Raw genomic sequence first — 14,413 nt, 5'->3', positions numbered from 1 at the left:
GGTCACGAGCAGAGCGCACACGGCTGTCGGCCTTCCTCTGGTTCCGGATCGTCAAAGGACTCTCACAGCCGCCCGTGACCGGTGTGCGCGGCGATTGTGACCGGATGATGACCGTTTTGCTGCGGTCCATGTCACAACCGAATGTGCCGATATTTTCCGAGGAATGCGCAACCTAAAGTCGGGGCGTCCGCATCCTTCTTTGCGGAACATCATTGCTTCGGAGGGGTTTTCGTTGAGCCGCACACGCCGCACCGCACGCCAGGCCGCCGTCGCGGGGGCCGCACTCCTGGCCGCCGCCCTGACCGCCTCGTGTTCCGGCGGTGCCGGCGGGTCCGGCGGATCGGGTGACGCCAAGGGCGAGATGAAGAAGAAGGACATGGCCATCTCCGTGAACCTGACGGGGGAGCAGGTCAAGGCGGGCGAGCCGGTGAAGGTGTCGCTGGCCGAGGGGAAGTTCTCGCTGGTCAAGGTGGTCGACGGCAAGGGCGGCGAACTGCCGGGCCAGATAGCTGCCGACGGCAGGACGTGGACCTCCGAGCGCAACGCCGCCCCGGGCACGGACTACAAGGTCGAGGCGCAGAACACCGACAGCCAGAGCGCCACGGCCCAGTTCAAGACCACCGCGGCCGACAAGGTGAACAAGGTCACCATCGTCCCGGGCAAGGCCAGCGGCGGGACGGTGGGCATCGCCCAGCCGATCTCGCTGGTGTTCGACAACCCGGTGAAGAACAAGGCCGAGGTGGAGAAGCAGCTCAAGGTCACCACCTCGAACGGCACCGAGGGCTCGTGGGGCTGGTTCAAGGACTACACCGGCGCGGACCGGGTGGACTGGCGGCCCAAGGAGTTCTGGAAGTCCGGCACCGACGTGAAGGTGCAGATGAACCTCAACGGTGTCGACTCCGGCCCCGGCGGCGGGTACTTCGTCCGGGACTACAACACCGAGTTCAAGATCGGGAAGGACCGCCGGATGACGGTCGACCTCGACACCAAGAAGATGACGGTGACCGAGGACGGCAGGACGGTGAAGACGATCCCCGTCTCGGCGGGCACGCCGGGCGGGAAGAAGGCCTCCTGGTCCGGGAAGATGGTCCTGATGACCAAGGAGGGCACCATCCGGATGGACTCCCAGACGGTGGGCCTGGGCGACTCCTACGACAAGATGGTCGACTACTCGATGCGGGTGACCTGGTCGGGCATGTACATCCACGCCGCGCCCTGGAACGCGGGCGTCTTCGGCCGGGCCAACACCAGCTCGGGCTGCGTGGGCATGAGCGACGCCGACGCCAAGGCCCTGTTCGCCGAGGCGCAGGTCGGTGACCTGGTGGAGGTGACCGGCGACGGCTCCAAGGGCCAGGCCGAGATCGGCAACGGCTACGGCGAGTGGAACCTGACCTGGGAGCAGTGGAAGGCGAAGAGCGCCCTCGGCGGCACCCCGCAGAACGGCTGATTCGGACGGCCTCCGTTCGGCCAATCGTTACCACCGCGTAACTTACCGATGGGTTACCTTCAGTAACCCGCTCCCGTTACCGTCGGGTCACTTTGACAACCCGGCGCACACGAGGAGCGATTGATGGACCGCACCACCACCGCCGCTGCCGTGGCGGCCGTGCTGGCCGTCGCCGCGCTGGGCCTGGCCCCCCACCAGGCCCAAGCTGCGACGCCGGCCGTCCCGGCAGCCTCCGCCACCGGTTCGCCGGCGGTCACCTTCCACGACATCCCGGGCTCCGGCGGGATCACCCTCAAGGGCAATGTCTTCACACCGGCCGGCGCCCAGCCCGGCCGGACGTACCCGCTGATCGTCCTGCCGACCAGCTGGGGCATGCCCCAGATCGAATACATCGCGCAGGCCAGAAAACTCGCCGACTCCGGCTACGTCGTCGTCAGTTACACCTCCCGCGGCTTCTGGCTCTCCGGCGGACAGATCGAGGTCGCGGGCCCGCCCGACATCGCCGACGTCTCCGCCGTCATCGACTGGGCCCTCGCCCGCACCCCCGCCGACGCCGCGCGCGTCGGGGTCGGCGGCGTCAGCTACGGCGCGGGCATCAGCCTGCTGGCCGCCGCGTACGACAGCCGTATCAAGGCCGTGGTCGCCCTCAGCGGCTGGGCCGACCTGATCGAGTCCATCTACTCCGGCCGCACCCAGCACCTCCAGGCCGCCGGCATGCTGGGCGCCGCCGGCTACCTCACCGGCCGCCCCGGCCCCGAACTGAAGCAGATCCTCGGGGACTTCCTCGGCTCGAACCTGGCCAAGGAGGCGGACATGATCGAGTGGGGACGCAAGCGGTCCCCCGCCGCCCAGGTCGAGCGCATCAACGCGGGCGGTGCCGCCGTCATGCTGGGCAACGCCTGGGGCGACACCATCTTCCCGCCGAACCAGTACGCCGCGTTCTACGAGCGGCTGACCGGGCCCAAGCGGCTGGAGTTCCGCCCCGGCGACCACGCCACCGCCGAGGGCACAGGCCTGCTGGGCCTGCCCAACGACACCTGGACCAGCGCGCACCGCTGGTTCGACCGCTACCTCAAGGGCACCGACAACGGCATCGACCGCGAGCGGCCGGTCCAGATCAAGTCCCGCAGCACCGGGGGCTACGAGGGCTACGCCGACTGGAAGTCGGTGGGCGCGGCGGGCACCGAGCGGCTGGAGCTGAACGATTCCGAGCACGTCTTCGCGGGCGTCGACTCCGGCGCCAACGGCGGCGTCCTGTTCCTCTCCAGCGTCCTGGACCAGTTCGTCAAGGCGCCGCCCACCGCCTCCATCCCGCTGCTGCCCCGCTCCTTCGCCGCGGTGTGGCAGTCCGGGCGCTACGCCGAGGACCGGCGGGTGCGCGGCACCGCCAGGCTGCACACCACGGTCACGCCCACGAAGTCCGACGGCACCTTCGTCGCCTACCTCTACGACGTCGGCCCCCTCGGCATCGGCAGACTCGTCAGCAACGCCCCGTACACCTTCCACGGCAAGACCCCCGGCCGGCCCTTCGCGGTGGACCTGGAGCTCTTCTCCACCGCCTACGACGTGCCCGCGGGCCACCGGCTGGCGCTGGTGATCGACACCGTCGACCCGCTGTACATCGAGCACAACCCCACCGGCGCGCAGCTGACCTTCTCCTCGCCGAGGACCGATCCCTCGTACCTCTCGGTCCCCTTGCGCGAGCAGTGATCACCGACTGCTGCCGGACGGGGCTGGCTCATCCCGGCCCGCCCTGGCCCGGCAGCAGCGACGCGGGTTCGGCAGGAGCGACCTCGACGGCCCTGGTCTTCACGCTGCGGCGCTCGCGCCTGGCCACCCAGGTGGCGAACCAGGAGAGCAGCATGCACATCCCGATGTAGATCGGCGAGATGATCATCACCACCGGGATGAAGGGCAGGTCGTAGTCGAGGTTGGAGGCGATCAGCTTGCCCGCGTGCAGGAACTCCTCGTACGTGATCAGGTAGCCCAGCGAGGTGTCCTTCAGTGCCACCACCAGCTGGCTGATGATGGTGGGCAGCATCGCCCGGACCGCCTGCGGCGCGAGGACGTGGGTCATCACCTGGGTCTTGCGCATGCCGAGCGCGTACGCGGCCTCGCGCTGCCCGCGGTCCACCGCGTTGATGCCCGTACGGAAGACCTCCGCCAGCACCGACCCGTTGTACAGGGTCAGGCCCGCCACCAGCGCGGGCAGCGGCTGCGCCTTGAGCGCCACGAAGATGAAGAAGATCATCACCAGCACCGGCATGGCCCGGAAGAACTCCACGAACAGCGTGGCCAGCCAGCGCAGCGGCCGGTGCACCGAGAGCCGGCCGGCGGCGAGCACCGCGCCGAGCAGCAGCGAGAGCACCGAGGCGTACGCGAACGCCTTGAGCGTGTTGCCCAGGCCCCGCAGCAGCAGCTCCTGGATGCCCTCGTACGTGAAGGGGTTCCACTTGGCGGCCGTGAACTGCTCCGTGTCGAAGAGCAGATAGACGATCCACACCACCAGCGCCAGGATCAGCACGGTCGAGACGATGCCGTAGACCAGGTGCCGGCGCCGCGTCCGCGGGCCGGGCACGTCGTACAGCGCGGTCGACTCCAGGTCCCCGTACAGGGAGTGGGCGGTCATCGGGCGACTCCCCAGCGCTTCTCCAGCACGGTGAACAGCGCGCTGATGGACAGGGTGATGATCAGGTAGCCGACGGCGATCCAGACGAAGGTCCAGATGATGCTGTAGCCCAGCTCGTTGAGTGTCTTGTACGTCCCCAGCAGCTCGGTGACGCTGAACGCGCCCGCGATGGCGGAGTTCTTGGCCAGGGCGATCAGGGTGGAGCCGATCGGCGGGATCACGGACCGGAAGGCCTGCGGCAGCACCACCGTGCCCAGCGTCTGCGTGAAGGTCATCCCCAGGCTGCGGGCCGCCTCGCCCTGCCCCTTGGGCACGGTGTTGATGCCCGAGCGCAGCGCCTCGCAGATGAAGGCGGAGGTGTAGCAGCCGAGCGCGAGGACGGCGAAGACCTGGAAGGGCAGCACCACGCCGAAGCGCGGCAGCCCGAGCAGGACCGCGAAGAAGAGCAGCGTCAGCGGGGTGTTGCGCAGCACCGTCACCCACACCGTGCCGAAGACCCGCAGGGAGCCGACGGGCGCGACCCGGAAGGAGGCCATGACGAAGCCGAGGACCAGGGCGAGCAGGGAGGAGTAGACGGTGAGTTCGACGGTGCCGAGGAAACCCTGCGCGTAGAGGGAGAAGTTCTGGATGAGTACGTCCATGGCGTGCGCTCTCCCCTTCAGCTCGCCGGGTACCGGTCGATGGGCGGTGGCGGCGGGGCGGGTACGCCCGACAGGCCGAGCGTGGCGTCGTAGGCCCTCTTCCAGTCGCCGTTCTTCTCGATCGCGGCGAGCGCGTCGTCGAGGGCGAAGCGCAGCGCGTTGTCCGAGCGGGGCACGCCGATGCCGTACGGCTCCTTGGAGAACGGTGTGCCGACGACCTTGAGCTCCTCGGGGACCTTGGCCGCGTACCCCATGAGGATCGTGTTGTCGGTGGAGACCGCGTCCACCTGGTAGGTCAGCAGGTTGTCCACGCACACCGAGTAGGTGTCGTAGGCGACCAGGTCCGCCTCGGGGTACTCCTTCTCCAGCCGCTGGTACGGGGTGGAGCCGGTGGCCGAGCAGACCTTCTTGCCCTTCAGGTCCTCGGGGCCGTTGATGTCCTTCTCGTCCTTGCGCACGAGGAGGGACTGGCCGGCGATGAAGTAGGGACCGGCGAAGCCGACCTGCCGCTTGCGGTTGTCGTTGATCGTGTACGTGCCCACGTAGTAGTCGATCTGCCCGTTCTGCAGGGCCGTCTCGCGGTTGGCCGAGGCGATGGTCTTGAACTCGATGGTCTTGGGGTCGAAACCGAGCGCGGCGGACATCATCTTGGCGATCTCGATGTCGAAGCCGGAGTAGCGGCCGCTGGAGGGGTCCTTCTCCCCCATGTACGGCTGGTCCTCCTTGACCCCGACCACCAAGTGGCCGCGCCGCTCGGCCCGCTCCCAGGTGGGCGAGGCGGGCAGCTGGAAAGCGGTGTCGACCTGGTAGACGGGCAGGTCCTCGGGCTGCGGGCCCTTCACCGGCGGGCTGCCCTCCTTGCCGCAGCCGGCGACCGCCAGCAGCAGGGCCGCCCCCAGGAGGAGACGCAGGAGAAGACGCAGGACGAGGCGCAGCAGCACGCGCGGGCGCGCGGGGATCGTGGTCATCGCGGCGCCCCTCAGTGCTTGAGGATCTTGGAGAGGAAGTCCCTGGCCCGATCGCTCTCGGGGGCGGTGAAGAACGCCTCCGGGCTGCGGTCCTCGACGATCCGCCCGTCGGCCATGAACACCACGCGGTTGGCGGCGGAGCGCGCGAAGCCCATCTCGTGGGTGACGACGACCATGGTCATGCCGTCGCGGGCGAGCTGCTGCATGACCTCCAGCACCTCGTTGATCATTTCCGGGTCGAGGGCGGAGGTGGGCTCGTCGAACAGCAGCGCCTTGGGGTCCATGGCCAGCGCGCGGGCGATGGCGACGCGCTGCTGCTGGCCGCCGGAGAGCTGGGCGGGGTACTTCGCGGCCTGGTCGGCGAGACCGACCCGGTCCAGCAGCTCGCGCGAGCGCCCGTCGGCCTCGTCCTTCTTGCGCTTCCTGACCTTGACCTGCGCCAGGGAGACGTTGGCCAGGACGGTCTTGTGGGCGAAGAGGTTGAAGGACTGGAAGACCATCCCGACCTCGGCGCGCAGGGCGGCGAGTTCCTTGCCCTCGGCGGGCAGCGGCTTGCCGTCGAGGAAGATCTCGCCCGATTCGATGGTCTCCAGGCGGTTGATGGTCCGGCACAGGGTCGACTTCCCGGAGCCGGAGGGGCCGATGATCACCACCACCTCGCCGCGACCGACGGTGAGGTTGATGTCCTTGAGGACGTGCAGTTGCCCGTAGTGCTTGTTGACGTCCCGCAGCTCGATCAACGGATCGACGGCCATACGCTGCCCCACTTATAGCTGTGTCGAGTCAGCGCAAACTATCCAGCCGGGAAGGGCACTTCACCTCGACACGCCTAAAGAGGGCATAAGTATCAATCCGCCACGATGGGCACGCGGCCGGCCCGCGATGGGCACCTGCCCGGCCCGCGATGGCCGCTCGGCCGGCCCGCGACCGCCCCCGGGTCAGCCCTCGGAGGCCTCCGCGTAGGCCTGGGAGAGCTCGGGGGACCCCGTCATCGCCCAGGACACCCCCGACTCCACCACGTTCAGCTCCCGCCCCGAGGGCAGCACGATCACCGGCTGCCCGTTCGGCCAGATCTGCCAGCCGGTCCCCGGCACGGTACGGATGATCACCGTGCCGAGGTAGAAACCCGCGTCGTTGCCCAGCCACGGGACCGCTTCCGGGTCCCGCCGCCAGCGCGGCATCAGCTGGTCCAGGGCCTCCAACGACGCCGGGCTCTCGTCGAGTTCCAGCCCGGCCGCCCTCGCGTGGACGCGCAGCATCTCGCATTCCGAGAACATCTCGGTCACGCCCTCGGGATCCTCCGCGAAGGCCGTCGCCAGCGCCGCCCCCTGTCCGGTCTCGTGCCGATTCAGCCAGTTGCCCAGGAAAGGGATGTTCATACTGTCCAGCGTCGCATCACACGTCCAGATCGACAACGACCGGCGCGTGGTCCGAGGCTCCCTTGCCCTTGCGCTCCTCGCGGTCGACGTACGCGTCCTTGACCGCCTTGGCGAACGGCTCGTTGCCGTAGACCAGGTCGATGCGCATGCCGCGGTTCTTGGGGAAGGCCAGCTGGCGGTAGTCCCAGTACGTGTACGGGCGGTCGTACTTCAGGGGCCGCGGCACGACGTCCGACAGTCCGGCGGCGCGCAGGGCCTCCAGCGCGGCCCGCTCGGCCGGGGTGACGTGGGTCAGGCCCGCGAAGACGGCCGGGTCGAAGACGTCCTCGTCGGTGGGCGCCACGTTGAAGTCGCCGAGCACGGCGAACGGGCGCGGGCCGGCCGCGTCTTCGGCGACGGCGGTGGCCAGCGCGCGGAACCAGTCCAGCTTGTAGCCGTAGTGGTCGTGCTCGACCTCGCGGCCGTTGGGCACGTAGACCGACCACAGGCGCACTCCGCCGCAGGTCGCCGAGATCGCGCGGGGCTCCTGCACGCCCTCGTAGTCCGGGCCGCCGGGCAGGCCGGACACGACGTCCTCCAGGCCGACCCGGGAGACCAGCGCGACCCCGTTCCACCGGCCGGTGGCGTTGACCACGGCCTCGTAGCCCAGCTCGCGCAGCGCTTCGTGGGGGAACTGCTCGGCCGAGCACTTGGTCTCCTGGACACAGAGCACATCCGTGCCCGAGCTCTCCAGCCAGGCCAGCAGCCGGGGCAGCCGGGCGGTGATCGAGTTGACGTTGAACGTGGCGATACGCATACGTCCCAACCTACCGCCCGGCACCGACAGCCACCCGGTGTCACAGGTCGGTGGCGTCCCCCGCGGCCAGCCGGCCGTGGTCGGTGCCGCCCAGGTTGCCCAGCGCCGCGTCGTAGATCGGGCGGGCGAGGTCCGCGAGGTAGGCGTCGTGGATGTCGATGGCCCGGCGCGGCTTGACCTCGCGGAGGTAGTCGATCACCTCGGCGACCTTGTTCCAGGGCGCGTGCACCGGGACCATCAGGGTGTCCACCGGGGCCTGCGGCACGGTCAGCGCGTCGCCGGGGTGGAAGAGCGAACCGTCCACGAGGTAGCCGACATTGGTGATCCGCGGGATGTCGGGGTGGATCACGGCGTGCAGCTCGCCGTGCACCTGGACCTCGAATCCGGCGGCGCTGAAGGTGTCCCCGTGGCCGACGGTGTGGACTCGGCCCGGGTAGGCCGGGGCCAGCCGCTCGGCGACGCTGCGCAGGGTCCACAGCGCGGCGGCCGGATTCGCGTCCAGGGCGGCGCGCAGCCGCCCCTCGTCGAAGTGGTCGGGGTGCTCGTGCGTGACGAGGAGGGCCTCGGCCCCCAGGCCCGCGTCCGGTTCGCTGAAGGCGCCCGGGTCGATGACGAGCACGCGCCCGTCCTTCTCCAACTGGACGCAGGAGTGCAGCCTCTTGGTGAGCTTCATGATCCCCAGGCTAGGCGCTGGGCCCGGCCAGGAGGAGACGGCCTACGGCACGGCCGTGGAGACCACGTAGACCTTCGGCTTCTCCGGGTCCGACAGGTCGACGGTGATGTCCTGGGTGGGCCGCGGGTCGGTCTGGTCGTGGGTGGTGCCGTACCAGGCGTTCTTCGGGTTCCAGTTCCAGCCGGCCGTCTCGGTGTCGCGGTGGCCGATGGTCACGCCGCGGGTGAGGTCGTCGCGCTGGACGCCGTACCCGGCGAGGAAGCCGTCCAGGTCCTCGGAGGTGACGGCGAACTGCACGAAGAGCCGGCTGGTGCGCCAGTTGTTGGTCTCCAGGTACCCCACGCGCCACGCCTTGTCCGGGATCGGCACCTCGTACACGCTGCGCTGCACGCGCGAGGGCCAGCCCGGGCGCACGTGCGTCGCGCCGACCTTGGCGGCCTTGTCGCGGCCGCTCTCCCGGCTCTGCTGCGCGGAGATCACGAGGTAGCCCGCCGGTACGCCGATGAGCAGCACGATGATGATCGCGGTGAGCCAGCGGCGCAGGACGACGCGCCGCCGGTCCTCGGGCGGGCGGGCCGCGCCCTCGTCGGGGGCGGACATCTGGCGGGGCAGGGTGGGGGGCGGGTTCACTGCTGTTCCTGGTCCTTCGGGCCGGGGGTGTCGCGCCGGCCCAGCTGAGCGTAGCGCTCGTACCGCTCGACGCGCCGCCGCTTGGCGCGGCGGAAGCGCCGGGCGACGAGCCGGGCGAGGTCGGCGGCCCCGACCATACCCGCCTCCGGGCCGAGCTGCGCCTTCGCGATCCGCGCCTCGGGCCGGTAGCCGCGGCCGGTGAGGTGGCGGCGGAAGGCGTCCCGGGCCGGGCCGATCAGCAGGTCGTCGGCGGCGCTGACGCCGCCGCCGATGACGAAGCAGGACGGGTCGAGGGCGGCGGCGAGGTTGGCGATGCCGACGCCGAGCCACTGGCCGATGTCCTGGAGCAGCTCGACGCACATGGCGTCGCCCTCGCGGGCCAGCTCGGTGATCAGCGGCCCGGTGATCTCGTGGACGTTCCCGCCGACCCGGGCGATGATGTCGTGCGCGACCGGGGAGTCGGCGGCGGCGAGCTCGCGGGCCTCGCGGACCAGGGCGTTGCCGGAGCTGTACTGCTCCCAGCAGCCGCGGTTGCCGCAGGGGCAGCGGTGCCCGCCGGGCACGACCTGCATATGGCCGAACTCGCCCGCGACGCCGAACTTGCCGCGCTTGACCTGGCCGCCCTCGAGGATCGCGCCGCCGATGCCGGTACCGAGCGTGATCATGACGAGGTGGTCCTCGCCGCGGCCGGCGCCGAAGCGCCACTCGGCCCAGGCGGCGGTGTTGGCATCGTTGTCCACCATGACCGGCACCGCGAGCCGGGACTGCAGCGCGTCCCGCAGCGGCTCGTCGCGCCAGGCCAGGTGCGGGGCGAAGAGGACCCGCGAGCGGTCGGCGTCGACCCAGCCGGCCGCGCCGATGCCCACCGCGTGCACGTCGTGCCGGTCGGACAGGTCCAGGACCAGCTCCACGATGGTGTCCTCGACCACCTTGGGGCTCTTGGACTTGTCGGGGGTCTCGGTACGGATCTTCTCCAGGATGACGCCGTCGGCGTCGACGACGCCGGCCATCACCTTGGTGCCGCCGATGTCGATGCCGACGGTCGGGACGCGCGGGGCGGTCAGGTGCGACCGGCGCTCACGGGTGCCGATGGTCCGCAGGACGGTGCCTCGCGCCGAGCCCCGGTGGGCGAGCGTGAAGTCCCGGTACGTGCTCATCGAGTCGTGCCGTCCCTGTCCGTGGTCGTGGGGGCCTGCGGGTCGGTCCGCGTCGTCGATTCTGCCACCCGGGCGAGCTCGTGGCTCAGCTCGTCGAGCTCGGAGCCGCCCGCCATCTGGCGGGTGAGTTCGTCCAGGGTGATCGAGTCACGGGTGTGGCTGCCGGCCATCGCACCGCGCTTGAGCAGCACGAACCGGTCGCCGACCAGGTAGGCGTGGTGCGGGTTGTGGGTGATGAGGACCACTCCGAGCCCGGCGTCGCGGGCGGCGGCGACGTACTTGAGGACCACACCGGACTGCTTCACGCCCAGCGCCGCGGTCGGCTCGTCCAGGACGAGGACCTTCGCGCCGAAGTACACGGCGCGGGCGATGGCCACGCACTGGCGCTCGCCGCCGGACAGGGTGCCGATGGGCTGGTCGACGTCGCGCAGGTCGATGCCCATCCGCAGCAGCTCGGAGCGGGTGGTCGCGCGCATGAGATCGACGTCCAGGCGGCGGAAGGGGCCGCGGCCCCGGGTGGGCTCGGAGCCGAGGAAGAAGTTGCGCCACACCGGCATCAGCGGGACCACCGCGAGGTCCTGGTACACGGTGGCGATCCCGCGGTCGAGGGCCGCGCGGGGGTTGGCCAGCACGGTCTCCTCGCCCTCGATCTCGAAGCTGCCGGCGTCGTGCCGGTGCAGCCCCGAGATGATCTTGATGAGGGTGGACTTGCCCGCGCCGTTGTCGCCGAGGACACAGGTGATCTCGCCCGCGTCGACCTCCAGGGAGACCCCTTCGAGGGCGCGGATGTTGCCGTAGTACTTGCTGACGTCCGTCAGCTTCACCAGGGCCGTCATTTGCTGGCCTCCGCCCGCTTGCGCACCCATGCGTTCAGCAGCGTCGCGAGGAGCAGCATCGCGCCGAGGAAGAACTTGAACCAGTCGGGGTTCCACTGGGCGTACACGATGCCGTTGATGGTCATGCCGAAGATGAAGGCGCCCACGGCCGCGCCGACGGCCGAGCCGTAGCCGCCGGTCATCAGACAGCCGCCGATGACGGCCGCGATGATGTACAGGAACTCGTTGCCGACGCCCTCGCCGGACTGGACGACGTCGAACGAGAACAGGATGTGCTGGCCGGAGATCCAGGCGCACAGCGCGACGCCCATGTACAGGCCGATACGGGTCCGCACGACCGGCACGCCCACCGCGCGGGCCGCGTCCGCGTCACCGCCCACCGCGAAGATCCAGTTCCCGGCGCGGGTGCGCAGCAGGATCCAGGTGGCCAGCAGCACCAGCCCCAGCCACCACAGGATGGTGACCTTCAGGGTGACCGAGCCGATGTTCCACTGCGAGGCGAACAGGGCCCGCGCGGAGGAGAAGCCCTCCATGTCGGCGATGCTCTTGGTGGAGACCGAGCCGCTGATCAGCTTGGTGAAGCCGAGGTTCAGGCCGGTCAGCATCAGGAAGGTGCCGAGCGTGATGATGAAGCTGGGCAGCTTGGTACGGATGAGCATGACGCCGTTGAAGAGGCCGATGGCCAGGGTGACCAGCAGCGACACCGCCACGCCCACCCACACGTCGGCGGTCATCTGGTAGCTGAACATCGAGCTGACCAGCGCCGAGGTGGTGACCATCACTCCGGCCGAGAGGTCGAACTCGCCGCCGATCATCAGCAGCGCGACGGGGACGGCCATGATCCCGATGGTGGAGGCCGAGTAGAGGATGGTCGACAGGCTCGCGGCCCGCAGGAAGCTGTCGGCGGCGAAGGAGAAGAAGACGAAGACGGCGGCGGCGCCGACGACCGCGCCGAGCTCGGGACGGCCCAGCAGCCGCCGCAGCGGCGAGACCGGCGCGAGGCGCTCGTCCGCGGGGGCGGTGGCGGCGCTCATCGGGTCACCCGCTTGATGAACTCCTCCAGTTTCGCCGCCTCGGCGGCGGTGACGATCTGCGGTCCGGTCAGGACCGGGCGGCCGCCGCCGAGCGTGTTGAGGTTGTAGCGGTAGAGCCACAGCAGGTCCACGGCCTCGTAGCCCTGGAGGTACGGCTGCTGGTCGACGGCGAAGCCGAGCGCGCCGGACTTCAGGTCACGGGCCACGGACTCGTTGAGGTCGAAGGTGTCGATCTCGGCCTTGCTGCCGGCCGCCTCCTTGGCCTTGATCGCGGTCGGCGCGAAGGGCGCACCGAGGGTGACGACGGCGTCGACCGTGGGGTCGGCCTGGAGCTTGGCCTGGACGGCCGCCTGGACGGAGGGCATGTTCGTGCCCTCGACGTAGAGGTTCTCCATCGTGCCGCCGAAGGTCTTCTTCGCCCCGGCGCAGCGCTGCTCGTGGCCCACGTTGCCCTGCTCGTGCAGGACGCAGACCGCCTTCTTGCGGCCCCGCTCGGTCAGCTCGGTGCCGACGGCCTCGCCCGCGATCTCCTCGTCCTGCCCGATGTGGGCCAGGGCGCCGTACTCCTTGGACTGGGCGGATCCGGAGTTGACGGTGATCACCGGGATGCCCGCCTTGGCGGCCTTGCCGAGGACGTCCTTGAGGGCCTCGGGCTTGGCGAGGCTGACGATGATGCCGTCCACGCGCTGGTCGATGGCGTTCTGGACGAACTGGGCCTGCTGCTGAGCCTGGTCGTCGTGGGAGTAGAGGAAGTTGATGTTGTCCTTCGCCGCGGCCTCCTTGGCGCCCTTCTGGACGATGTCCCAGAAGGTGTCGCCGTCGCCCGCGTGCGTGACCATCGCGAAGGTCCAGCGCGGGGTGGACACGGCCGGGCGGCCCGCCTCGGCGGCCTTCGCCCGCTCCTCGGCGCGCTTGCCGCCCGTGGCGCTGCACCCCACGAGGGAGGCTCCCAGCACCGCCGCGAGCACGGCGCCGGCCCAGCGCGCCCCTGTCCCAACCCTAGACACGTCGGTGTGCCATCCCTTCCCAGAGCAGAAAATCAAAACCGGTCATTCCGGTTCCAGCCGCCCAGTATCCGCCACGGCGGTCCCAGTGACGGTCATCGGGGCCATCGTCGACAGGCGTGGGCGGATTGACAGGGGTCGCGTAGGGGTTCACGTTGAGTGCATGCGCATCGGGCTCATCGGAACCGGCCGGATCGGCTCGTTCCATGCGGCGGCGCTCAGCCGCCACCCGCAGGCGGGGTCGCTGGTGCTCGCCGACGCCGACCCCGCGCGCGCCGCGCTGGTCGCCGACCGGCTGGGTGCGACGGCCGCTCCGTCGGTGGACCAGGTGTTCACCTGGGGCGTCGACGCGGTGGTGGTGGCCTGCGCCACGAACGGGCACGCGGAGCTGGTGGTGCGGGCGGTACGGGCGGGGCTGCCGGTGTTCTGCGAGAAGCCCCTGGCCGTGGACCTGGCGGGAACCCTGCGGGTGCTGGGCGAGGTGGGCGCCGTGGGCGGGGTGCTCCAGCTGGGCTTCATGCGGCGCTTCGACGCCGGCTACCGCACGGCGCGCGAGCTGGTGCGCTCCGGCGCGCTGGGCCGGCTGCACACGGTGCGGACCATGACCGCCGACCCCGCGCCGCCGCCCGCCGGGTACCTGGAGACCTCGGGCGGCCTCTTCCGCGACTGTCTGGTGCACGACTTCGACATGGTCCGCTGGGTGACCGGGCAGGAGGTCACGCACGTGTACGCCACCGGTTCGGACGCGGGTCCGGCGCAGTTCCGCCGGGCCGGGGACGTCGACACGGCGGCGGCGGTGCTGACGCTGGCCGACGGGACGCTGGCCACCTGCACGGGCACCCGGTGCAACGGCGCGGGGTACGACGTACGCATGGAGCTGGCCGGGGAGCTGGACCAGGTCTCCGCCGGGCTGGACGACCGTACGCCGATCGCGTCGACCGAGCCGCACGGCCCGCCCCCGGCGAGCAAGCCGTGGCCGGGTTTCCTGGAGCGGTTCGGCCCCGCCTACGAGGCGGAGCTGGCCGCCTTCATCCACCTGGTGCGCGGCGAGGGCGGGAACCCGTGCGACGGCCGGGAGGCGCTGGCCGCGCTGCGGATCGCGGAGGCGTGCGAGATGTCCCGGCGCGAGGCCCGGGCGGTGCCGCTCGCGTCCGTGCCGGACCTGTGAGGGCACCGCGACCCGTGAAAGCACCGTGACGTGTGAGGCCACCGGGACGTG

Annotated in this window: 15 protein-coding genes; 3 read left to right on the top strand and 12 right to left on the bottom strand. The window is 70.4% G+C overall.

Annotated features, from left to right (window positions below):
• The first annotated feature begins 232 nt into the window (after nt 1-232).
• Nucleotides 233-1,447: an Ig-like domain-containing protein gene (locus tag ACIPXB_RS16250; protein ID WP_401449789.1), complete on the top strand. Its 1,215-nt coding sequence runs from the start codon at nt 233-235 to the stop codon at nt 1,445-1,447.
• Nucleotides 1,448-1,570: 123 nt separating this feature from the next.
• On the top strand, nt 1,571-3,157 hold the full coding sequence (locus ACIPXB_RS16245; protein WP_401449787.1) for a CocE/NonD family hydrolase: 1,587 nt from the start codon (nt 1,571-1,573) through the stop codon (nt 3,155-3,157).
• 28 nt (nt 3,158-3,185) lie between these two features.
• On the opposite strand, the gene ACIPXB_RS16240 is transcribed toward ACIPXB_RS16245, so the two are convergent.
• The 12 genes from ACIPXB_RS16240 to ACIPXB_RS16185 form a co-directional block, all read right to left on the bottom strand.
• Nucleotides 3,186-4,076: an amino acid ABC transporter permease gene (locus tag ACIPXB_RS16240; RefSeq protein ID WP_401449784.1), complete on the bottom strand. Its 891-nt coding sequence runs from the start codon at nt 4,074-4,076 to the stop codon at nt 3,186-3,188.
• Nucleotides 4,073-4,717, bottom strand: coding sequence for an amino acid ABC transporter permease (locus ACIPXB_RS16235; protein WP_401449782.1), 645 nt, complete (start codon nt 4,715-4,717; stop codon nt 4,073-4,075). The genes ACIPXB_RS16240 and ACIPXB_RS16235 overlap by 4 nt, the downstream gene beginning before the upstream one ends.
• A gap of 17 nt (nt 4,718-4,734) precedes the next feature.
• Nucleotides 4,735-5,685, bottom strand: coding sequence for a glutamate ABC transporter substrate-binding protein (locus ACIPXB_RS16230; RefSeq protein ID WP_401449780.1), 951 nt, complete (start codon nt 5,683-5,685; stop codon nt 4,735-4,737).
• An 11-nt stretch (nt 5,686-5,696) separates the two neighbouring features.
• The gene (locus ACIPXB_RS16225; RefSeq protein ID WP_401450191.1) at nt 5,697-6,440 is read right to left on the bottom strand and encodes an amino acid ABC transporter ATP-binding protein; all 744 of its coding nucleotides are present in this window, start codon (nt 6,438-6,440) and stop codon (nt 5,697-5,699) included.
• A gap of 183 nt (nt 6,441-6,623) precedes the next feature.
• Complete coding sequence (locus ACIPXB_RS16220) at nt 6,624-7,064, bottom strand: DUF6278 family protein (protein WP_401449778.1); 441 nt, start codon at nt 7,062-7,064, stop codon at nt 6,624-6,626.
• Between the two features lie 16 nt (nt 7,065-7,080).
• Nucleotides 7,081-7,860: an exodeoxyribonuclease III gene (locus tag ACIPXB_RS16215; RefSeq protein ID WP_401449776.1), complete on the bottom strand. Its 780-nt coding sequence runs from the start codon at nt 7,858-7,860 to the stop codon at nt 7,081-7,083.
• Nucleotides 7,861-7,900: 40 nt separating this feature from the next.
• Nucleotides 7,901-8,533 carry an MBL fold metallo-hydrolase gene (locus ACIPXB_RS16210; protein WP_401449773.1) on the bottom strand — a complete coding sequence of 211 codons (633 nt, stop codon included), beginning with the start codon at nt 8,531-8,533 and terminating at the stop codon, nt 7,901-7,903.
• Nucleotides 8,534-8,575: 42 nt separating this feature from the next.
• The gene (locus tag ACIPXB_RS16205; protein ID WP_401450189.1) at nt 8,576-9,133 is read right to left on the bottom strand and encodes a hypothetical protein; all 558 of its coding nucleotides are present in this window, start codon (nt 9,131-9,133) and stop codon (nt 8,576-8,578) included.
• Nucleotides 9,134-9,159: 26 nt separating this feature from the next.
• The gene (locus ACIPXB_RS16200; RefSeq protein WP_401449771.1) at nt 9,160-10,320 is read right to left on the bottom strand and encodes an ROK family glucokinase; all 1,161 of its coding nucleotides are present in this window, start codon (nt 10,318-10,320) and stop codon (nt 9,160-9,162) included.
• Nucleotides 10,317-11,156, bottom strand: a complete 840-nt coding sequence (locus ACIPXB_RS16195) for an ATP-binding cassette domain-containing protein (RefSeq protein ID WP_401449769.1) — start codon at nt 11,154-11,156, stop codon at nt 10,317-10,319. Before ACIPXB_RS16195 ends, ACIPXB_RS16200 begins: the two co-directional genes overlap by 4 nt.
• Nucleotides 11,153-12,190 (bottom strand): ABC transporter permease, encoded by a 1,038-nt coding sequence (locus ACIPXB_RS16190; protein ID WP_401449767.1) that lies wholly within the window; start codon nt 12,188-12,190, stop codon nt 11,153-11,155. Before ACIPXB_RS16190 ends, ACIPXB_RS16195 begins: the two co-directional genes overlap by 4 nt.
• The gene (locus tag ACIPXB_RS16185; protein ID WP_401449765.1) at nt 12,187-13,197 is read right to left on the bottom strand and encodes a sugar ABC transporter substrate-binding protein; all 1,011 of its coding nucleotides are present in this window, start codon (nt 13,195-13,197) and stop codon (nt 12,187-12,189) included. Before ACIPXB_RS16185 ends, ACIPXB_RS16190 begins: the two co-directional genes overlap by 4 nt.
• A 160-nt stretch (nt 13,198-13,357) precedes the next feature.
• On the opposite strand from ACIPXB_RS16185, the gene ACIPXB_RS16180 reads away from it, so the two are divergent.
• Complete coding sequence (locus ACIPXB_RS16180; RefSeq protein WP_401449763.1) at nt 13,358-14,362, top strand: Gfo/Idh/MocA family oxidoreductase; 1,005 nt, start codon at nt 13,358-13,360, stop codon at nt 14,360-14,362.
• Nucleotides 14,363-14,413 lie beyond the last annotated feature (51 nt).

It is taken from the genome of Streptomyces sp. NPDC090022, assembly GCF_044748145.1.
In the GTDB taxonomy this organism is placed as follows: domain Bacteria; phylum Actinomycetota; class Actinomycetes; order Streptomycetales; family Streptomycetaceae; genus Streptomyces.
Note: the sequence above shows the minus strand (reverse complement) of the source record. Positions and strands in the feature narration are given on the sequence as shown.